General features: G+C 44.0%; 20 protein-coding genes and 2 tRNA genes. 6 read left to right on the forward strand and 16 right to left on the reverse strand.

Annotated features, from left to right (window positions below):
* Positions 1-14: 14 nt before the first annotated feature.
* Genes ACW6PM_RS07600 through ACW6PM_RS07610 form a run of 3 tightly spaced genes read right to left on the reverse strand, consistent with a single transcriptional unit; the run spans position 15 to position 1,335 of the window.
* On the reverse strand, positions 15-191 hold the full coding sequence (locus ACW6PM_RS07600) for a DUF4250 domain-containing protein (protein WP_012741591.1): 177 nt from the start codon (positions 189-191) through the stop codon (positions 15-17).
* Positions 192-234: 43 nt separating this feature from the next.
* Complete coding sequence (locus tag ACW6PM_RS07605; RefSeq protein ID WP_308650524.1) at positions 235-738, reverse strand: NUDIX hydrolase; 504 nt, start codon at positions 736-738, stop codon at positions 235-237.
* 36 nt (positions 739-774) lie between these two features.
* Positions 775-1,335: a M48 family metallopeptidase gene (locus ACW6PM_RS07610; protein WP_456056752.1), complete on the reverse strand. Its 561-nt coding sequence runs from the start codon at positions 1,333-1,335 to the stop codon at positions 775-777.
* A 79-nt stretch (positions 1,336-1,414) separates the two neighbouring features.
* Here ACW6PM_RS07610 and ACW6PM_RS07615 point away from each other — a divergent pair, with 79 nt between their 5' ends.
* A complete protein-coding gene (locus ACW6PM_RS07615) occupies positions 1,415-2,053 on the forward strand; it encodes an endonuclease III domain-containing protein (protein WP_456056753.1) in 639 nt (212 codons plus the stop codon).
* Between the two features lie 271 nt (positions 2,054-2,324).
* Here ACW6PM_RS07615 and murI read toward each other — a convergent pair whose 3' ends face one another.
* Positions 2,325-3,101, reverse strand: coding sequence for a glutamate racemase (murI, locus tag ACW6PM_RS07620; protein ID WP_456056754.1), 777 nt, complete (start codon positions 3,099-3,101; stop codon positions 2,325-2,327).
* A 71-nt stretch (positions 3,102-3,172) separates the two neighbouring features.
* Between murI and ACW6PM_RS07625 the strand changes: the two genes are divergently transcribed.
* Positions 3,173-3,592, forward strand: a complete 420-nt coding sequence (locus ACW6PM_RS07625) for a hypothetical protein (protein WP_456056755.1) — start codon at positions 3,173-3,175, stop codon at positions 3,590-3,592.
* Here ACW6PM_RS07625 and ACW6PM_RS07630 read toward each other — a convergent pair whose 3' ends face one another.
* Entirely contained in the window at positions 3,593-4,093 is a 501-nt protein-coding gene (locus tag ACW6PM_RS07630) for a DUF6106 family protein (RefSeq protein WP_456056756.1), read from the reverse strand.
* Between the two features lie 131 nt (positions 4,094-4,224).
* On the opposite strand from ACW6PM_RS07630, the gene ACW6PM_RS07635 reads away from it, so the two are divergent.
* Positions 4,225-6,240: an amylo-alpha-1,6-glucosidase gene (locus ACW6PM_RS07635; protein WP_456056757.1), complete on the forward strand. Its 2,016-nt coding sequence runs from the start codon at positions 4,225-4,227 to the stop codon at positions 6,238-6,240.
* On the opposite strand, the gene ACW6PM_RS07640 is transcribed toward ACW6PM_RS07635, so the two are convergent.
* Positions 6,215-7,276 carry an NAD(P)H-dependent flavin oxidoreductase gene (locus tag ACW6PM_RS07640; protein WP_456056758.1) on the reverse strand — a complete coding sequence of 354 codons (1,062 nt, stop codon included), beginning with the start codon at positions 7,274-7,276 and terminating at the stop codon, positions 6,215-6,217. The genes ACW6PM_RS07635 and ACW6PM_RS07640 overlap by 26 nt on opposite strands.
* A gap of 336 nt (positions 7,277-7,612) precedes the next feature.
* Between ACW6PM_RS07640 and ACW6PM_RS07645 the strand changes: the two genes are divergently transcribed.
* Together ACW6PM_RS07645 and ACW6PM_RS07650 are read left to right on the forward strand one after the other, a co-directional pair.
* A tRNA-Phe gene (locus ACW6PM_RS07645) sits at positions 7,613-7,685 on the forward strand.
* A 26-nt stretch (positions 7,686-7,711) separates the two neighbouring features.
* Positions 7,712-7,782, forward strand: a tRNA-Gly gene (locus ACW6PM_RS07650).
* A gap of 172 nt (positions 7,783-7,954) precedes the next feature.
* On the opposite strand, the gene ACW6PM_RS07655 is transcribed toward ACW6PM_RS07650, so the two are convergent.
* The 9 genes from ACW6PM_RS07655 to ACW6PM_RS07695 all read right to left on the reverse strand — a co-directional run bounded on the left by ACW6PM_RS07655 (position 7,955) and on the right by ACW6PM_RS07695 (position 17,597).
* Positions 7,955-8,473, reverse strand: coding sequence for a DUF6465 family protein (locus ACW6PM_RS07655; RefSeq protein ID WP_308651649.1), 519 nt, complete (start codon positions 8,471-8,473; stop codon positions 7,955-7,957).
* A 22-nt stretch (positions 8,474-8,495) separates the two neighbouring features.
* Positions 8,496-8,750, reverse strand: a complete 255-nt coding sequence (locus ACW6PM_RS07660) for an HPr family phosphocarrier protein (protein WP_055061124.1) — start codon at positions 8,748-8,750, stop codon at positions 8,496-8,498.
* 159 nt (positions 8,751-8,909) lie between these two features.
* Positions 8,910-11,438: a hypothetical protein gene (locus tag ACW6PM_RS07665; protein WP_456056759.1), complete on the reverse strand. Its 2,529-nt coding sequence runs from the start codon at positions 11,436-11,438 to the stop codon at positions 8,910-8,912.
* 18 nt (positions 11,439-11,456) lie between these two features.
* Positions 11,457-11,798 carry a hypothetical protein gene (locus ACW6PM_RS07670; RefSeq protein ID WP_151198477.1) on the reverse strand — a complete coding sequence of 114 codons (342 nt, stop codon included), beginning with the start codon at positions 11,796-11,798 and terminating at the stop codon, positions 11,457-11,459.
* Between the two features lie 40 nt (positions 11,799-11,838).
* A complete protein-coding gene (locus tag ACW6PM_RS07675) occupies positions 11,839-12,672 on the reverse strand; it encodes an EamA family transporter (RefSeq protein ID WP_456056760.1) in 834 nt (277 codons plus the stop codon).
* Between the two features lie 21 nt (positions 12,673-12,693).
* Positions 12,694-13,203 (reverse strand): SH3 domain-containing protein, encoded by a 510-nt coding sequence (locus ACW6PM_RS07680; RefSeq protein ID WP_456056761.1) that lies wholly within the window; start codon positions 13,201-13,203, stop codon positions 12,694-12,696.
* A gap of 52 nt (positions 13,204-13,255) precedes the next feature.
* Positions 13,256-15,058: a serine hydrolase domain-containing protein gene (locus ACW6PM_RS07685; protein ID WP_456056762.1), complete on the reverse strand. Its 1,803-nt coding sequence runs from the start codon at positions 15,056-15,058 to the stop codon at positions 13,256-13,258.
* Between the two features lie 126 nt (positions 15,059-15,184).
* Positions 15,185-15,880: an L-ribulose-5-phosphate 4-epimerase gene (locus ACW6PM_RS07690; protein ID WP_330021973.1), complete on the reverse strand. Its 696-nt coding sequence runs from the start codon at positions 15,878-15,880 to the stop codon at positions 15,185-15,187.
* Between the two features lie 118 nt (positions 15,881-15,998).
* A complete protein-coding gene (locus ACW6PM_RS07695) occupies positions 15,999-17,597 on the reverse strand; it encodes a xylulokinase (RefSeq protein WP_456056763.1) in 1,599 nt (532 codons plus the stop codon).
* A 288-nt stretch (positions 17,598-17,885) separates the two neighbouring features.
* Here ACW6PM_RS07695 and ACW6PM_RS07700 point away from each other — a divergent pair, with 288 nt between their 5' ends.
* A complete protein-coding gene (locus tag ACW6PM_RS07700; RefSeq protein ID WP_456056764.1) occupies positions 17,886-19,670 on the forward strand; it encodes a Na/Pi cotransporter family protein in 1,785 nt (594 codons plus the stop codon).
* Positions 19,671-19,723: 53 nt separating this feature from the next.
* On the opposite strand, the gene ACW6PM_RS07705 is transcribed toward ACW6PM_RS07700, so the two are convergent.
* Complete coding sequence (locus ACW6PM_RS07705; RefSeq protein WP_308651748.1) at positions 19,724-21,283, reverse strand: ABC1 kinase family protein; 1,560 nt, start codon at positions 21,281-21,283, stop codon at positions 19,724-19,726.
* Position 21,284: the final 1 nt, after the last annotated feature.

Genomic DNA, 21,284 nt, shown 5'->3' on the forward strand with positions numbered 1-21,284 from the left:
ATGTATGCTGAAATCTACTTAAACTGATTGACAGTCTCATCATATTTGTAATCAATCTGCGCTAGCTTGTCGCAAAGCTCTTTCTCATCAATATCATATGCTGCCGCAAGCTCCTTCAGGCCTGAATAGTTGTCCCGAAGCTGTGTGTTCACAAAGCTAAGCAGCATAACCGGGTCCTTTGGTAATGCCATAATCTGCTCCTTATAATTCTATGTTATCTTATTATCATAGCTGTTAGTTTTCAAATACCTGCTTTATGCTGTCGTAGTGCAGGAACACTCCCTGCGCAGCAAGCTCTTTTATCTCATCGAGTGTGGCAATTTTAAAGCCGAGTGCCTCCTCTGTCTGAATCTGTACGTCAGACTCATTAAAATCAAGCTCAAAGCGGTAAACATCCACAAAATAATTGTCACCCTCACCCGGATTCTCCCTGTGATAGGTGTAGGCAAGCTCTCCCGGACACTGTGATACGTCAAGGCCTACCTCTTCCTTTACCTCTCTGCAGACTGCGGTAAATGAGCTCTCACCTGCCTGTGCGGCTCCTCCTGAAACCTCCCACCAGCCCGGTGCCCATGCCTTTGTCATGACACGCTGTGTGATAAGGAACCTGCCATCAGGTCTGTGAATCACGCCAAGCACTGAAAGATGATACTCTCCATCCTTAAGTATCCAGTCGTTTTTTTTCATGGTACGGCCTGTCGGCTTTTTATCCTTATCGTATATATCCCAAAATTCCATTTGAAGCTTCCTTTCTCTAAGTGGGTCTTTTTAGTATCATATCATATCCTTCGCAGAAAAGCCAGCAAGTTGTTTACGCAGTTCTTTGCTTCCCGGCAGATAATATTCCATCAGCGACCAGAACCTGGCATTGTGGCTTGGCTCAAGCAGATGTGTAAGCTCGTGAACCACCACATACTCTGCGCACTCCGGCGGCACCTTAGCCAGCAGGAGGTTAAAATTCAAATGATGTGACTTCACATTGCATGAGCCCCACCTTGTCTTCATCTTCTTTATTGTAAAGCCAGCTGACTTCACGCCCATAACCGGCTCCCATTTGTCGATAAGCCTCTGCAGCTGCCTTTTAAGCTCCAGACGTATCTCCCTCTCCATGAAGGGTGCCAAAACCGGCTCCTGTTCCTTAAGCTGTCTTGCGACAAGCATTTCCTGCATGGTACGCTCAATCCAGTCTGATTTGCTTTCCACGAATTTTCTGATTTCCGTATTGCTCATACCATAGGGTGCACTCACTGATAGCGTGCCATCCGTGTCCTTCACACGAAGATACATATTTTTTATTCTTTTTCTTGTTACTTCTATTGTATATCTGTTATTCATACTGTTCCTCTCACGTAAATCCATTTTACAATCTCTGCGCAATTTTGTATACTATAAAATAAAGAATAAGGAGGCTCATATGACAAAAGAAAAATTAGCCCTTGAAGTAATAAAAAGACTAAAAACCGCGTATCCTCGCACCGACTGCACTCTTGAGTACGATGAGGCCTGGAAGCTGCTCGTATCTGTAAGGCTTGCAGCCCAGTGCACTGATGCCCGCGTTAATGTGGTCGTGGTGGATTTGTTCAAGAAATATCCTTCCATCGAGGCTCTCGCTGCTGCAGAGGTTTCCGACATAGAGGAAATTGTGCGCCCATGTGGTCTCGGAAAGAGTAAGGCCCGTGATATAAGCGCCTGCATGAGGATGCTTTGCGATGATTTCGGCGGTCTTGTACCTGACAATATGACTGATCTGCTGAAGCTTCCGGGAGTTGGCAGAAAGAGTGCCAACCTGATAATGGGTGATGTGTACGGCAAGCCTGCCATCGTCACCGATACTCACTGCATACGCCTTTGCAACCGTATAGGACTTGTAGATGGAATAAAGGACCCGAAAAAGGTGGAGATGGAGCTTTGGAAAATCATCCCGCCCGAGGAGAGCAACGACTTCTGCCACAGGCTTGTTGACCATGGACGCGCCGTATGTACTGCCAGAACCACACCGCACTGTGACATGTGTGTGCTGAATGATATATGCGGAAGCGCTGTGCATAACTAAAACAGTAAGGCTACAACTCGCAGCCTTACTGCAAAACGTGAGAAAGGACCGCGATGTTACACGCGGTAACAACGCGATCCTTTCTCGAGGAGTTTAGTTATGAAAATGTTTATTAATAAAAAGGGAATAATGTAAAAGGTTTTGTTCCTCTTACAAGAACAAGTATATGTGGTAATTATGTCCTAAGAATGTACGTTTTAAAAACATTTTATAAATTCTAAAAATATTATTTTATACTTTTTTTAGAATTGTAACATTCATGACATAATATCTAAATTTCCTTGTTAAAAAGCTGTTTACATAACTGAATTTTGGCTTCATGCTGTTCACCTGTCAGACTATTCTGAAATTCTACAGTTCCAGCCCCTACATTTTCAGTCAATAAGTTTTTTTCTATCAGACGGCGCTTCATCTCACGCGCTGTACCGTTTCCGCCATCGAACACGCGAACCTTATCTCCCAGCACCTCCTGTATCATTTTTCTGACAAACGGATAATGTGTGCAGCCCAGCACGACAGCATCTATCTCACCATGCGAATATGAATACAAAAGCTCCTCGAGATACTGTCTCACATCATCACCGTACAAGTCACCTCTCTCAACGAAGTTCATAAGCCCCGGACAAGGCAATGGAATAATCTCTCCCAGATGTCTGTATCTGTCCATAAGCTTTTTGAGCTTTTCCTCCCTGATCGTCATAGGTGTCGCCATCACAAGCACTCTCGGATTTTTCATAAAAAGCATCGCTGGCTTGACTGCAGGCTCTATCCCCACGATAGGCACATCGGGATACTGCTCCCTTAATATACGTACTGCCGCACTGGTCGCTGTATTGCACGCGACAACGAGTCCCTTTGCATGCTGCTTTAAAATCAGCTCCTTGGCATGCTCGCAGGTCAGAGCTCGCACCTGCTCAAGTGTTTTGGTGCCATAAGGCGCATTTGCCGAATCCCCGTAATATATAAAATCTTCGTTAGGCATTACTTCAACCAGGCTCTTTAAGACGCTTATTCCGCCGACTCCTGAATCGAAAACTGCAATTGACATTGTTAAAGTCCCTACTTTCTTTATAAAATCTGTTATGATATAATAAATAAAACAAGCTTAAGGAGGCACCCATGGAAAATCCTAAAAGTCTTTTTAACAACAACACAAAAGTATGTGAAAACTGCAAAAAGCCTCTGCCCTATGACTATAAAGAGAAGCTCTGCCCACGATGCCTTGACCTGGCATTATTCCGCGAGGTAAAGGAATTTATCCGTACCCACGATGTAAATGAATACGAGGTTGCAGAGCATTTTAAGATACCGCTTCGACAGGTAAAGAGCTGGATAAAGGACGGCCGAATCGAGTACAAGCACTCTGAATCAGCCTCCACTATAGCCGGTCTTCACTGCCAGCGCTGCGGTGCACCAGTCTCCTTCGGCACTCTTTGTCCAAAATGCCTGAGGCTGTTAAACGGCAGCAAAGGATACTCAACCGGATACGATGCCGGCAAAACAAAATCCAAGATGTACCATTTAGAAGGAGAGGAGTAATTACTCCTCTCTTCTTTTAACCTTTGATCTGTATTTTTTCTCCACCTCTGTTAAGAACCTGTCTTCAAGCTCTGCCTTTATAAGCACGTTCTCATCAGGCGATTTGATGATGATATCGTAATAAGGTACGTCCTTCTGTCCTGAGGTATAGTCTATTTTCTTGAGCTCATTTCCATTCTCGTAATTGTATACGCTTCTGTCTCCTGCCGGTGCGATTGCTGCTACAGACTCCATGCTGTATATTCCAAGACGCTTTCTGCGGCTCTTGTTTTTAATTTTGGCAAAACGCAGCTCTCCGTCAAAATATGAATACTCAAACTCAGTATTCTGTGCCATAATCATAAGATATGCAACAAGTCCAAATACTACGGCAAATAAAATACCCGGTGCAAATCCGATACAGATAGTCAGAAGGCTTATCGCTGCAAGCGCCACAAGCAGGTATGAAATAAATACCAGCGCTACATTTTTTTTACGTGCAATCAATGTAAATACTTCCATTATAATTCTCCTTTGCATATTGAAAATATATATCTTTATAATGATAACAGATTTTTGCCGTTTCGTATAGATTTTTTCACGGTTATAGGTTAAAATATTATAAAAATTTAGTGAAATTTCGGAGGGCTGCGATGCAATTTAACATAAAACTGCAAAATAATTTCAAAAACAATATAAGAAGGGAGTGGGCTTTGACCAACGGCCTTGGCGGATACGCCGGCGGTTCAATCACAGGCGCAATAAACCGCACGCATCAGGGCTACCTGATCGCAAGTCTTCGCTCTCCTGTGCAAAGATACGTCTGCTTCTCAAAGACAAACGAAAAAATAGTCACGGGAAATCACACCTACGACCTCTCAAGCGACCAGTTCAAGGGGGGATGCCACACAGACGGTATCCAATATATAAGCGATTTCACATACGACGGGACCATATGCTTTACATATGAAGCCGGTGATATTACCATTAAAAAACACATCGCACTGGCACAGGGAAGAAACCTCGCTGCCGTGGCATACGATATTTGTAACAGGGGAGAGGCAGCTAAGCTTTTGATCACGCCTCTTATGAACTTCCGTGAGCACTCTGAAAGCTCCACCGTTGATTCATTAAAATTTGAGGTTCAAAAGCAGGAGCACGGCTTTAGTCTCATCCCAAAAGCACAGGATGACCACTGTATCCGCATTGCTTTTTCAAGCGGAGAGCTTATTGAAAGAAACGACAAATATATCTGCGACCTTGAGGCTCAGACCGAGGTGGACAATGAAGTTCCCGGTCTTGACTGTGCATTTTGCCCATATGACGTGAGTGTGGATATCCCTGCCTCTGCTTCAATGCATTTTTCTGTATTGTGTGATATCGTACCACTTGAAGCTAATAATGACAACGCAGGCTCAGACATTGAAAGTGCTTTTGAAATTGTGCGTGCACAGCTTGACTACACTGATGAGCTGATTAAAAGAAGCGGCTTCACTGATGACTTTGCCATAAAGCTCGCTGTGGCTGCCAACCAGTTTATCGCATACAGACAGTCAACAGGCTATGACACTGTGCTCGCCGGGCTTCCTTGGTTCACCGACTGGGGCCGCGACACTATGATTTCATACACCGGTCTGACTCTTTGCACCGGCCGTTTTGAAAAGGCTCATGATATACTCCTGACCTTTGCCAAATACTGTAAGGACGGACTCATCCCAAATATGTTTCCTGACAGCGGACTTAAGCCTCTTTACAACACTGTAGATGCATCACTGTGGTATTTTTATGCTGTCTACAAATATCTGGAATATGTGGACACCCCTGACGCCTATGAGTTTATAAAGAAGGATATTTATCCTTGCTTAAAGGATATCATTTCCACTTATAAAAAAGGTACTGATTTTTCCATATATATGGACACCGACGGGCTTATTCATGCCGGAAGCGGACTCGACCAGGTCACATGGATGGATGTGCGTGTGGGCGACTGGGTTGCCACACCACGCCACGGCAAGCCTGTCGAGATAAATGCACTTTGGTACAACGCACTGTGCACCATGGATATGCTGCAGGCTAAGTTTGGCGATAATGATGACAGCTACAGACAGCTCGCTTCACTCGTAAAGGACTCCTTCAACAAGCACTTCTGGAATGAAAACACCGGCTGTCTGTATGATGTGGTCGACGAGGATGACGATACAATCCGTCCAAACCAGATTTATGCAGTAAGCCTGCCTTTTACCATGCTTGACAAGAAGCGTGAAAAAGCAATTGTGGATACGGTAATGGATAAGCTCTATGTGGGCTGCGGACTGCGTTCACTTGATCCGGACCATAAGGATTACCATCCGATCTACATCGGCTCTCTCTCAAAGCGCGACCATGCCTATCATCAGGGAACAGCCTGGGGCTTTTTGCTCGGCGGCTTCATCAGTGCCTATGTAAAGGTAAACGGCCGCACGAAGGCGACCGCTTTATGCGCCGACAAGCTGCTTGACCCTGTAAGGGAGCATCTGCTTAACAACTGTATCGGCTCAATATGCGAGATATTTGACGGCGATGCCCCTCACAACGGCCGTGGCTGCTATGCGCAGGCGTGGAGCGTAGGTGAAGTGCTGCGCTGCTACTGCGAGGATGTACTTCCTATGCTCCCACAAGCTCACTCATAAGCTCGTGAACCGTGGTCATTTGGTTTATGCGGCCCACATTGGCTCCACAGAATACCAGACCATTTTGCATATCTCCCTTAACCGCTGCAATCAGTGCCTTTGTAATACAGTAAGGCACTGTTGCAGGATTACATTTCTCAAGACAATTATAGCACCTTGTGATAGGTTGCTTTTCCTTTTCCAATCCCCTGATAAACTCATTTCTGACAGCACGCCCCGGCATTCCGACCGGGCTTTTTATAATCTGCACATCAGACTCCTTTGCATCCAGATAAGCCTGCTTGTAGGCATCAGATGCGTCACACTCCTTTGTCGCCACAAAACGGCTCGCAACCTGCACTCCGTCTGCTCCAAGCTCCATGCAGTGCATGACATCCTCGTGTGTAAACACTCCGCCCGCTACAATCACCGGAATGTGCTTTTCAAACTTCTCCTCATAGGTCTTTGTACAGCTTATAATCTCCTTAATCTCACTGTCATAATCCATATGCTCCATATCCGCAAGCTGTTCATTGGAAAAGCCCAGATGTCCGCCGGCCTTTGGTCCCTCAATAACAATAAAGTCTGCTGTGCGGTTGTATCTGTGTGCCCACATTTTAAGTATCAGATTCGCAGCTCTCTTTGAAGAGACAATCGGAGCAATCCTTGTATGTGACTTTTCATCGACAAGCTCAGGCAGTTCCATCGGAAGTCCTGCACCGCTTATAATAACATCAGCCCCTGCTTCAACTGCAGCCCGAACATGCTCCTTGTAATGCTTTAAAGCCACCATGATATTGACACCGACCAATCCATGTCCACAGGCAAACTCCTTCGCCCTCTTAATGTGCTTCTTGATAGCAATCAGATTAGCCTTCGCCTGATCCTTTTCAAACTCCGGCTCCTCAAACCCAATCTGCGCGGTGGAAATCACGCCTACTCCACCCTCCTTGGCAACAGCTCCTGCCAGTCCGCTAAGACTCACTCCAACTCCCATACCGCCTTGTATAATAGGAAGCTTTGCAACCATATCTCCGATTCTCAGTTCTTTCAACATAATATGTACCTCCGAATTCCGGTATAAATTTCCGGTCTTTCTGTTTGATATTCAAATTATTTGACAATCAAACATATACACATAGTAACCCTTTACGGTATTCGTGTCAAGGTAAAATTATATCATTTTCTATTTTATATAGTTTTTAATACTATGTTTCTTGTTTATTGTAACCGTTCAGAACCATCCCACTCACATTCGCTAAACCGGCTACTGTTCACACCTAACAGCGTGACCGGCAACGATTACAGCCCATTTAAAATACTCGTGATTTCTCGAAATTTTATATTGACATACACGTACAAATCGTGTAGAATAACTTTTGTTGTGAGGCAAGCCCAGTTAGCTCAGTTGGTAGAGCAACGGACTGAAAATCCGTGTGTCTCTGGTTCGATTCCGGAACTGGGCATTATACAACAAATTAAATATTCCTATGCGGGTGTAGTTCAATGGTAGAACACCAGCCTTCCAAGCTGGATACGTGGGTTCGATTCCCATCACCCGCTTTTTTGTTACCCTTTTTTATCCACTATGTATTTCATGATGCACCTATACTGTCACACAGCTGCTTTTTCACATACCTACACACAAAATAAAAGCCGATACACCGTGTTTCCACGAAATGTATCGGCTTTTATTATGCGCTTGATAAAATATGTATTCCCTAATAATGTCAGACTAGAATAAATCTACACGACCTGAAAACTTATCATTTATAACATAGTATGCAGAATACTCCTCAGGCTTGATGTAGATGTTTAGCTTTCTGATGAAGCCAGCCTTGTGTCCTTCAGCAACAAACTGAGCCTTAACACGCTCCTCAACAGCTGCTGTATCAACCTCGCTGTTCTGGTACTGAACGATAATTTCAGGCTTTACAGGCTCTTTCTTTGCAGGCTTTGCCTCTTTAACAGTCTTAGCTGTCTTTGCAGCCTTTGCTGTTGTCTTCTTAACAGTTTCCTTTACATCTGCCTTAACCTCAGCAGCTTTCTCAGCAACCTTCTCAGTTGTCTTCTCTACTGCCTTCTCAACCTTCTCGGTTGTCTTCTCTACAGCTTTTTCTACCTCAGCTTTTACATCGGCCTTTACATCAGCCTTAGGCTCTGAAACCGGCTGTGCCATTGTTTCCTCTTTTTTCACCTCTACCGGCTTTACTGCTGGCTTAGCTGTCTTTGAGTTATTATTCTTTTTACGCATACTATTTTCCTCCTCATGCTCATTATTCACATACTAAAAAATTTTCAATTGCAACTAAAGCTTCCTGCTCATCATCACCCTTTGTAACAATGTCAACAGTCATTCCATCTGATGGATTAAAAGCCATAATGCCCATGATGCTCTTTGCATTGATTTTGCGATTGTCACTCTCCAATGTAATCTCGCTGTCGAACTTGCATGCCACTTGAACAAGCTCTGCGATTGGATTGTCATGACCTTCACATACTTTTGTAACGACAATACTCTTCTTACTCATACGTTCTCCTTAAACAAAAAGTATTAAACCTATTTCATACTTAATTAATATATCCCAATTATAGTTGCTTTTCAATCCTTAGGAAAATTTCTGTTAAACTTTACCTAAGGAGCTTGCATTTAATGTCACAAAATCGGCATTATTACAACATTATTCTGCTTATTTTGTCATGTATGTGATAAAATGCAATCCACCATTATAAAACATCCGGTCAGCATCCTCATAGCTCATAGATGTTGTTGTGCCATTATCCGGATTATAAATATATAAAGCTCCATTTGAAGAGTATCCTGTCACAAGCACTGCTGACGTATTTCCCGTCATCGCAAATACCGGATTGCCCTGGCTGATATAAAAGATAATATCCTCAGAGGACACTCCCTGTAAATCCAGGATTTCCTTGTCCGGCAGATTATTTTTGAGTACATCAACAGCACTGCTGCCTGCTCCAATCAGCTCAGACACACTTACCGTAACATCATTGTATATAAGCATTGCGCTTACCGACTTCACGACACTGTCGGCATCCTTATCCGTTTCATTGCATGTAATATTTGAAAATGCATTTACCGCATTTTTTCTGGCCCTCATCCATACATACCGCTGGCTTGAATCAATTACCACGCCCATGCTGTCATTTGCCTGTTTTATGGCATCCGAGATGTTATCAGATGCAAAAATCACATCACCCTTTGCATAGACATAAAAATGAACTGTACTGTCATCAAACTTTAAATCAACATTAGTATCATGTGAATTGATAGTCATCTGTGCTGTCAGCTGCTTCAGCTTATCCGGCTTTTTACCATCTGTTATATTAATAGCGCTAACCGCCAGCTTTGTATCGGACTGGCTCGTATCAAGAGCTATCTTCTGTTTTGAATCAGCCTCCCTGTTCATAATGGTATCCTGCCCGATTTCTGCATACACACCATTGTTTTGTGCAATCAGATCTATCGTCACCGTATATCCATCCACAGAAATTTTCTCGACATAGCCGCCCGAAGGAGTATATGTCTTAAGCTCCGACTGGTCAGATGTATCAAGAATAGTCAGACCATTCATCGGAAATGTTGTGTTTCCGGCCGCATCAGAGACCACGTCAGCAGCATTCGCCTGTCCATATATAAAATCCTCGCCTATGAAACCAAGCGGACGCAGATACTGGTCATCGCCCTTTTTGACCTCAAAGGTCTTGCCGCTCTTTAAATCCATTACTTTTACGGTATTGGATGAATACTGATTTGCAGAATCCACCCATGCAAAGTATCTGTTGCTCTCCGATGCGCAGTAAGAGCCTGTTGATAAGCCCTCAACAACCTTCTTTACAGACATCGAGCCTAAATTAATCCTATAGAGACTGTCATCCATCATGAGATAGAATTCATCCTTCTCATTGAGGTAAAGCATCTTGCCCATCTCTGCCTTCAGCACCTCATATGATGTCTTAGAAGGAATAAACGCTTCCTCATCTATAGTATGTGCCAGACCATCATAATGGTACACGCCGGTTCCCACCTCTCCCTCGTGGGTGCCTCTGTTCATATATCCATATACCACAAAATCAATACTGCCAGCTTCGTCTACACTGACAATCTTTATATCGTGATGATTCCAGTTCTCGCGCTCATCAATACCCTCAGCATCCCTGAAGCTGAATACCTTGATTATCATTCCGTTGTTTATATCATAGGAGTATAAATCTCCCTCCTGGACAAAGCATATCACACTGCCTGCTTCATTGGCCCTGTACTCTGCTTCGCTGCTTCTGATACCAAGCATCACGCTGCCCGAATCCGAAATAAAGCTGTTTTCACTGTTAAAAATCTGATTTGCCGTCCTCTCATAGTTGAGCACGTACATACGGCTTTCCGTCTGGCGCAGCCTGAAATATTCCCTTACATTGTAATATTCAGTCTCACCCTTGCCGTCCACACAGCTCATCACATAGTCTATTGTAACCACATCATAAGAATCGTTTATTTCCTTAAGGGCTATGACAGGATTCGTATACTGTGCAGCTGCCATTGAGCCCCAGGTAATCTGGCTCACCGTAGATGTCAGATCCACATGTGCAAGCGTATTTCTGTCTCCCGTTGTTGTCTCCATATATGTTGTAAAGAAGGCTTTGTCATCCTTTATAAACGTCTCATCATGAAACTTCTTTGCAAACTCGACAACCTTTGCAGCTACCTTTCCATCAGTCTGCATAATCCTGCTGTAATAATATATATTATCCTGACCGCTTGTGATGGTAAACACCAAAAGATACTCAGTATTTTCATCCATCACATTCGGCATGCTTATGTCCGCCTGAATGGTATTATCCTTATTAGAAAAAGAAGATACCTCATCATCGGCCACCAGCCTCTTGCCATCCATGCTTCTGATCCTGTATGATATCCCGTCAACAGCCATGCCATATGTGGAAATGGATAATGAGAGCTTCCTGTCATCCGAAATCGGAATAACACAATCGCGCATCTTTGTCGGATCCATCTCAGTAGTATATCCATGGAGCGTGTTTATCTTTATTTTATCCAGATTAAATGACATAACCGGCAGCGTTGCATCCGCCTGCTTCGTGGTCATATCCTTATTTCCTTTGTTTGTAGTTATGCAAAATGTAATTAATGCTGCAATAAATACTACTATAAGTACTATCGGCTTTATCACTTTCTTACTCATAAAATCATATCCTTATATCTACCAGAATCTTTGGTACCTTCTGTATCTGCATCTGCGTCTGCAGAGCTCACAGTTAAAAAGTATGCCTGCTATTGTACAGATAAAGCACCTGCTGCTTTGCTCCGAGATAAATCTGCCTGCAATCCTGTCAGCCTCATCGAAAAGACGCTGCCTGTCAGGCACCTCATCATAGATAAAGCTGCCCTCATACTCCAGCTCATCCATGCGCTGCTCTACCGCGGACTGTATCATTGCCGTGTCAAGCGGATACATATCCTTTATCATCCCCAGGTCCTTTGCAAATGCATCCTCATTTTTATAGTAATCCATGAATGGAAATGTTTTATAAAAAGGCAACATCAAAAAACCTCTTTTTAATCATTATATGCTATATCAGCTATTAGTTGCATGCTATAACAAACAATGCTGCAATAAAAATGCATGCACCCAGGAATTTCTTTCCCGATACCTTTTCCTTAAGTACCACACTCGAGCATATCATCATCACAATAATCGTCAGATTAAAAATATACCCCGCATAGCTGCCGGACAGTGAAACTGCCCTGCCATAAAAATCATATGCTAACGGATATGCAATACCTGCAAGAATCAGGCAAATACCATCAACAAATGACATAGATCTGATTTTCTTCATGCCACCGGTTGCAACAGTAAATATAATAAGTACCAGCGCGCCTATAAAAACACACCAGAATGCAATAACGCCCTTATCCAGCTGTATCCCGCCAAGTGACACAAGAATATGCGCTGCCGACGCACAAGCTGCAGCAAGAAGTGCAAACAAAATGCCTGTCCCATCCAGATTTAAAATAACCGTTCCAACAATCATGAGTGCAATCGCTATATAATCAAAAGTGTCAGGGATGTTATGAAACAGAAAAAATCCCGCTGCAAGTGTGATTATATAGCTGCATTTAACTATAGCCGTAACCTGAAATGTGTAGCCCTCATGTATGGATTTAAAAAAACAGATGCCAAAAAGCCCTGTTGCAAGCCCTGCCAGAAGTATAAATATAACGCTCCTTTGGCCGAGTGCAATCAGGCTGCTTCCCATTATATTATCTTTCCTGTAAAAAAATAAAGACGCACATAAAACAATCCCGGCAATACTTCCCGCCAGCGCCGGGTCTGTCTTTTTTGTTCCAACCTTGGCCAAAATAGGCACACATGCCGCAATAAGTGTTGCAGCACATGCCCATATAATTCCTGTCATATACATTACCTCACCATGTATCTACTGCTGTGGCTGTGCAGCACTATCCGCAGCTCCTGCTGCATCGCCATCTGATGTACCGCTGTCTGTGGTGCCGTCAGCCATATCTGACTTGACGTAGTCAGAGCTGACATAGCCTGTCTGTCCCTGGAAGATAACCTGTGCCCAGCCATTGTCCTCTGATACAAACTCAAGCTTTACATCCTGTGCTATCACAGTAACTATATTTGCGTTTTTATCAGGCTTCTCTCTCATATTTACACTGCTTGTAGTAGTGACGTAGGTTTTTTCGGTTCCCTCTGTAGTCTGCTGTGGCAGATATATGGCACCTATCTCTGTATCACTATCGCTATCACTGTCAGTTTCACTTTCACTGGCTACATTCTGCTGTGCCTTGTCCTGCTCCTTTTTTTTGTCACCCTTTGAGGTAATGGTAATCACTATCGTAGCAATCAGGGCAATAAGAAAAAGGCATATTGCTGCAAAAATCAGTCTGGCAATTATAACATCTTTTCTGTGGCTTGCTTTCATATTATTCTCCTTTTGTATTATCTGTGTTTACGGCTCATTATAGCATAATAATCTAATTTCTCCTGTTTTTGAGCTTCAGTACTCCACCTATTGCAAGAAGCACTACACTCAGACATGCCACAATAAACAAATCAGGAACATAATCCTTTATTACCCAGTATGGTATGCCTCCAACAATAGGCGCAATGACTATGCCCACCGGCAAAAACAGATGCAGGAAAATATTTGCTATCAGGTTTCCGCTATTGTCTGTTCTCCATTTGCGCGACTTGATAATCTCCATCAGCGCAACCGATATAAATGCCGCAAAGACAAGGTCATAGAACAAGTGCGAATCAACATAATCCTTTGGATCAAGCTCGTCTGTTGCGTATCCCATAAGCGTCATCACAACCTTTGAGGTTACCTTATTCATCAGATTGTTTGTGACCATATAGTCATTGGTATTTGCAAGGAATACAACACCTACACCGCTCTCCGGAAGCAGATACATGTCTGCGATATAATTCTCCGTGAGACCTGTGTGATTGTACACTGTCTCTGCATATTTATCCGAACGTACCCAGCCCATGCCGTAGCCCGTCTCACCGGACTCATCCATAGGCACCGTTGCCCGAAACATTGTGCTAAGGCTCTTGTCAGAGAGTATTCCATAGCCGCCACGCAGATACATCTGCAGATATTTTCCCATATCATTTGCGCTGGACGCAATATAGCCCGCCGGTACAGTGGACCATGAATCGCTGAGCGGATACTTCACATCGCTTTCCACTGAAAAACCAAAATAATTGTTGTGACCTGTAATCAGTCCATCCTCTTTAGCCTTTGCATAGGTTGCGCTGCTGTGTGTCATGCCAAGCGGTGTAAAAAACGTCTCTGTCAGATAATCGCTGTAGCTGACACCTGATACTTTTTCCACTATAAGCCCAAGTATGTCATAATTGACATTCGCATAGGTATATTCACCATTTTTGCCAACAATCCTTGCATTTCCCACATGCTGATACACGCCCAGTCCACTTGTGTGATTGAGCAGCTGTCTGATTGTAATCCTTGTCGCATCCTTTGGATTTTTGAACACCTCCGCTGCATCCAGATAAGGATTTACCGGGCTGTCAATATTCAGATGCCCTCCCTCATACAGCTTCATGATGCATGCCGCAGTAAACGACTTGCTGAGTGAACCTGTAATAAACGGTGTATCAAGGCTATCACAATCCCCATAGGTACCGGAGAAAAGCACTCCCTCTGCATCTACCACCTCAACAGCCATACCCGGAATCCTGTAATCGTCACAGGCTGCCTTTAGGGTATCCTCTATCTCTGTATATTTCGGCGAATAATTGTTGTTGTCAAGCCTTGGAATCATATCTATCACAAGACCCACTATAATAGCAACCACTATTCCCATCAGAGCTCTCTGTGGTATCAGTCCGATATAATGTGCATAATTGGTATATGTCTTTTTTGCCATATCCTCGGTGCCCTTTATCCACACCTTCGGCGTATGTGCATACCAGCCACAGTATATGACCAGCTCAAGAAAAAGAAGCACCGCCATCCATATCAAAAGAGCAAACACAAAGCCCGTCGAAAAGCTTGTCGCACCGGCTATTGATGTCAGTATGACAAGCGCTATCGTCCAGAATATAAGTGTCGGCAGCTTCTTTACAAACTTCTCCCAGTCTGTCATGATACGGATATTCCGATTCCTGTAGCCACGCATATGCATGACCTTTTTCTGCAGCTTCTCGGGCATATTGCTTATCTTATATGCCGGATCCCGCTTTATCCGTATCACTCTGTATATGCCAAATATTAAGCAGCAGACTATTATCTCAACTGCCAGTACCATTTTATCAACCACCTTATGTCTTATTTACAGTCATTTGAGACTATACTTTACATAAAAATTTAGCACATTTTTTGTGCTATGTAAACACAAAATACCTTAAATAATACTGGCCGTTATCCCCACAAATCAGTTCTGTCCGTAGTATGCGTTAGCACCATGCTTACGGTAGAAATGCTTATCCTTGATGTTGTCAGGGGCAGGCTTAACATCAGGATTTACCGACTCTGTGAGTCTGGCCATCTTTGCCACTTCCTCAAGTACAACGGCATTGTGCACAGCCTCAGCCGCATCCTTTCCCCATGCAAACGGTCCGTGATTTTGGCAGAGCACAGCCGGTGTGTATACAGGGTTGATTTTTCTGTTCTCAAAGGTCTCTATGATGACAAGACCTGTGTTTTTCTCATAGGCTTCATTGATTTCCTCTGTGGTGAGATTTCTCGCACATGGAATTGAGCCTAGGAAATAGTCTGCGTGAGTTGTGCCGTAGAGCGGAATATCCCTGCCGGCCTGTGCCCATGCAACTGCCTCAGGTGAGTGCGTATGTACAATTCCTCCGATATCCGGGTACTTTTTGTAGAGCTCTAAGTGTGTTGCAGTGTCTGACGAAGGCTTATATTTACCCTCTATCTTATTTCCTTCAAGATCCATGACTACCATATCATCAGGGGTGAGTACATCATAGTCCACTCCACTTGGCTTTATGACAAAATAGCCTGTTTCCCTGTCAATTCCACTGACATTGCCCCATGTATATGTGATGAGCCCTCTTCTTGGGAGCTCCATGTTTGCTTCGTAAACCTGTTTCTTTAATTCTTCAAGCATTTTTTGTTCCTCTCTTATTTTCACATTATATTTGTTACTATTCAAAAACACCCTCGCACATGCGCAAAACCGCATAATACTCGTGCTTTACCATCCATTCAAGAATATATATCGACAATTACAGAGGAAGCGCCCTTACCATGGCACTCTCAGCCTCAATTGCTGCCTTATATGTATTTATGTACTCATCAAAGCCCTTTACGTCGTCAGGATCCGGCTGCATTACTATGCCCTTTTCGCCATTAAATACCCTGTCTGAAAGATATTTTTCCAAAGGCTCGCCCTCTGCTTTATTCACCATATAGGCTGCGAGCACTGCCATGCCCCACGGACCGCCCTCTCCGGCTGTCTCCATGACCGCAACCGGCGCATCCATGGCTGCTGCAAGTATGCTCTGGCCTACACCCTTTGTCTTGAACAGACCGCCGTGACCGTAAAGTGTGTCTACCTTTACCTTTTCCTCTTTAAAGAGAATATCACAGCCGATTTTTAATGTTGCAAGACTCGCATAGAGATGTGTGCGCATAAAGTTTGCGAGGTTCATCCTGGCATCCGGCTTTCTGGCAAACATAGGTCTGCCCTCGTTAAGTCCGATAACAGGCTCTCCTGAGAAAAGGTTAAAGGCTACAAGGCCTCCACAGTCCTTATCGGCTGTAAGTGCATTGTTGTAGAGCTTTCCGTATATGTCATTCATATCTATATCCATGCCAAACAGCTGCGAAAATTCCTTGAATAATCCCACCCATGCATTTAAGTCTGAGGTACAGTTGTTGCAGTGCACCATGGCTACCGCATCTCCAGATGGTGTGGTGACCATATCAAGCTCCTCGTGAACCGCCTTAAGTGCCTTTTCAAGCACCACCATGGCAAATACAGATGTGCCCGCTGATACATTTCCGGTGCGCACAGCAACAGAATTGGTTGCAACCATTCCCGTGCCCGCATCTCCCTCCGGCGGTGCAAGCAATATACCGCTCTCCAGATTGCCGCTTACATCAAGCCTTTTAGCTCCTTCCTCTGTCAGTGTACCTGCCTTTTCTCCAGCCACAAGCACCTTTGGCAGGATATCTCTTATGTTCCACGGATATTCTTTTACCTTATCTAATGCTGCAAATTTATCAAGCATTGCCGCATCATAATCCCTGGTCTTCGAATCGATAGGAAACATGCCTGATGCCTCACCGACACCCATGACCTTTTCACCTGTGAGCTGCCAGTGAATATAGCCTGCCAATGTTGTGAAATATGATATCTTTGATACATGCTCTTCTTTATTTAATATAGCCTGATACAGATGCGCTATGCTCCACCTCTGCGGAATATTAAAGCCAAGCACCTCAGTAAGCTCTGCTGCAGCCTCACCTGTGATGGTATTTCTCCATGTCCGAAATGGCACAAGCAGATTATCCTCCTTGTCAAATGGCAGATAGCCGTGCATCATGCCGGAAATACCGATTGCCGCAAGCTTTTTGATGGTAACTCCATACTTTTCCTTTGCATCCTGCGCCATTTTGCTGTAGCAGTCTGAAATGCCCTCCCAAATCATATCCAGGCTGTAAGTCCAAATGCCGTCCACAAGCATGTTCTCCCAGTCATGGGCACCTGTGGCTATCGGAGCATGATCTTCCCCGATAAGCACCGCCTTTATTCTTGTAGAACCGAACTCGATTCCGAGCACAGCTCTGCCGCTTTCAATAACACTTTTTACGTCTGACATAATATACCTCCACCTTGTCCTGTAAATTTCTGAATAATTACCTGAAATTATTATACTATGATTGTACAACGTTTTTCTTCAAAAGTAAACAAAAGAAAACGTAAATATACACAAATTTTAAAATGTTTTCAAAAGTGTTCATAAGCGAATATCACTTTTTTTATTAAAATTTCAGATTATATTGATAGAATGTAAAAACTATGTTATGTTATATGTGTTTTGTGTAAACTAAATATGTATAACTGGAGCAAATAGTAAAACAAATTATTTTTACAAACGGAGGTAAACATGAACATTTACTCTATATTGCAGTTATGCGGCGGACTTGCCTTTTTCCTTTTTGGAATGCATGTTATGTCAGGCAGTCTTGAGAAGCTCGCAGGAGGCAATCTCCAAAAGATACTTAAGGAGGTAACCTCAAATCCTATCAAGAGCTTATTTTTTGGAGCAGTAGTCACTATTGCTATCCAATCCTCATCCGCACTTACTGTTATGCTTGTCGGACTCGTAAACTCCGGCATCATGGAGCTTGCCCAGACTGTTGGTGTCATCATGGGTTCCAACATCGGAACCACTCTCACCGCATGGATTCTTAGTCTTTCAGGTATCGAAAGTGACAATCTGTTCATCTCGATGCTAAAGCCTGAGAACTTCTCCCCTGTCATCGCGCTTATCGGTGTGATTATGATTATGGGAAGCAAGAAGGAGAAGCACAAGGACGTCGGAATCATCATGGCAGGCTTTGCCGTACTCATGTATGGTATGCAGCTCATGAGCGGCGCTGTATCGCCACTCGCAGATATGCCTGAATTCACCGGACTGCTCACCACCTTTAACAATCCATTCCTCGGAGTACTTGTAGGTGCTGTATTTACCGGAGTCATCCAGTCATCTGCCGCATCAGTTGGTGTGCTGCAGGCTTTGGCTATGACAGGCGCTATCTCATATGGCATGGCTATTCCTATCATCATGGGTCAGAACATCGGTACATGCGTGACTGCACTGCTTTCGTCAATCGGCGTAAACAAAAATGCCAAGAGAGTATCCATCATCCACATCAGCTTCAACCTGTTCGGTACAGCGATAGGACTCGCGGTATACTGTATCACACGTTATGCTGTTGATCTGTCATTATTTAATGACAGCATCACTCCTGTAATGATTGCGGTATTCCACTCAATCTTCAATATTGCTACCACTATTATCCTTCTGCCATTTAGCAATACTCTTGTAAAGATTGCTAAGAAGCTTGTCACAACCGACAACGCAGACGGACAGGTCGTACTCGACGAGAGACTTTTACTTTCACCGGGACTTGCTGTCAAGGAATGTCTTGAGAAGACAAACGAGATGGCTGAGCTTGCAAGAGACAGCTTCAAGAATGCTTTAGACCTCTTTGACAATTACTCAGATTCAAAGTTCGATGATATTGAAGTCATGGAGGAAAGGCTTGATTACTTAGAGGATCAGCTTGATACCTTCCTCATTCATTTATCCGGAAAGGATGTTTCTGAGGACGGCAACAATGAGATTTCAAAGATGCTTCATGCAATCAACGATTTCGAGAGAATCGGAGATCATGCGATAAATATGGCAAAGCTTGCCAAGCAGATTGATGACAACAAGCTTGAGTTTTCAAAGAATGCAAGAAAAGAGCTCACGGTGCTCAACAATGCACTGCGCGAGATTCTCACTCTCACTGTAGAGGCATTTGGCAAAAACGATCTGACAGAGGCAGTCAAGGTAGAGCCTCTTGAGCAGGTTATTGACGATCTCACCAAGGAGATCAGAAATCACCATATCGAGCGTCTTCAGAAGGGCAAATGTGACAGCAGACTCGGCGTATTCCTCACAGATTATATCACAAACTGCGAGAGAGCCTCAGACCACTGCTCAAACATTGCTGTATGCCTGATCCAGACACACAACTCATCCTTCGAGACACATGATTATCTCAATGAGCTTAAGGCCGGACAGGAGCCTGCATTTGTGGGTCAGTTCACCATGTATCAGGACAAATATCATCTTGATGAGGATTCTAAAAAAGCAAAGAGTAAAAAATCATCTAAATAATATAATGCAATCAAAAAGCAGGATTTCTGATTAATTTCAGAATCCTGCTTTTTTCATCGTCTGGATATGAAATGCTTCACAATCGTATAAAGCACTATGATGCACGCAAACACATATCCCATCACGCCAATCGCCGGTATGCCAAGTATCTTTGGCGACATATCTGTGGTACACACGATGCTTGAGCTGATCAGAAGTGCCATAACCCAGAGGCCCATGACGATATTTCTCACCAGCCTGTGCAAAAGCCTCGCAAGCTCATCAGAAGCATGCATGTCAAGATTTATGCGCGTCTGCCCTCTTTGATATTCCTCAAGTATCTGCGCCAGTCTCTCCGGCAGCCCCAGCATGCGGTGAGCTGATTTGTAGGCTGTCTTCCCGGCTTTTTTAAGCTCTCCCCGGAAATCAAAATTCTTAAACATCTCCTGCTTTATCCTTGCAGATGCAATCCCAACCATGTTGATGCCAGGTGCAATATCCGCGAGTACTCCCTCTATCTGAGTGATGCCCCTCGCAAGCATTGTAAGACCGTGTGGCATAACAATACGGTTGTTCTTCATTACCTCCAAAAGCTCCTGGATAAACTCTGCGACATCGACCTGCCCCATATCCAGACTGCCGTATTTATTTATGATTATCTTGATATCCTTGTACAGCTTTGCCCTGTCAGGCTCACCCTTAAAGTCACCGATTGCAAGCACTGCATCCTCTATCATTCCGATATCGTTCATGGCGATGCCGTAAACAGCATTGCTAAGCTCCTTTTTGTCATGCTCTGTGAGCCTTCCCATCATGCCCATATCAATCCAGACGATTTTGCCATCCCTTATCCTGACATTGCCCGGATGCGGGTCAGCATGGAAGAAGCCATCCTCTATCACCTGCCTGATATAGTTGTCAATCAGCTTGCTGCCTATCTCCTCAAGGTCATAGCCCTCCTTTAAAAGGCCATCCTTATCATCGATATTAAAGCCCTTTATATACTCCATGACAAGCACATGTGATGTGGTATACTTGCGGTAAAGCTTTGGTGTGGCGACAAACGCGACATCTCTGTTATTGCGGGCAAACTCCTCAATATTGGATGCCTCAAGCAGGAAATTCATCTCCTCCTGTGCCACTGCCCACATCTCATCAAGCACCATGTCAAAATCCACAATGCCCTTTATGGATATTGGCGGCACGAGCTTAACTGCCTTGTGAAGCAGTGCCATGTCCTTTGACATCACCTCGTGAATGCCCTTTCTTTGCACCTTCACGACCACCTGCTCACCACTCTTAAGCACTGCCCTATGCACCTGCGCTATAGAAGCTGCCCCAAGAGGCTTTTTATCTATCGAAGCAAAAACATCCTTCCAGGAATAGCCAAATGAAGCATCTATGACAGCCTCCACCTGTTCAAACGGCATCGGCTCCACATCTGAGCAGAGCTTCATAAGCTCCTCGCAATATTCCTTTGGCAGAATATCCGAGTGAAGCGACATTATCTGTCCCAGCTTAATATAGGTAGGTCCCAGCTCCTGCAATATAAGTCTGAATTTTTCGGGTGTAAGTCCATGCGTGAGCTTGTACTTCTTCAGTACCGCTGTCATCTCCTTCAGGCGGCTGTCCATA

The sequence above is a fragment of the Agathobacter sp. genome, assembly GCF_977054825.1.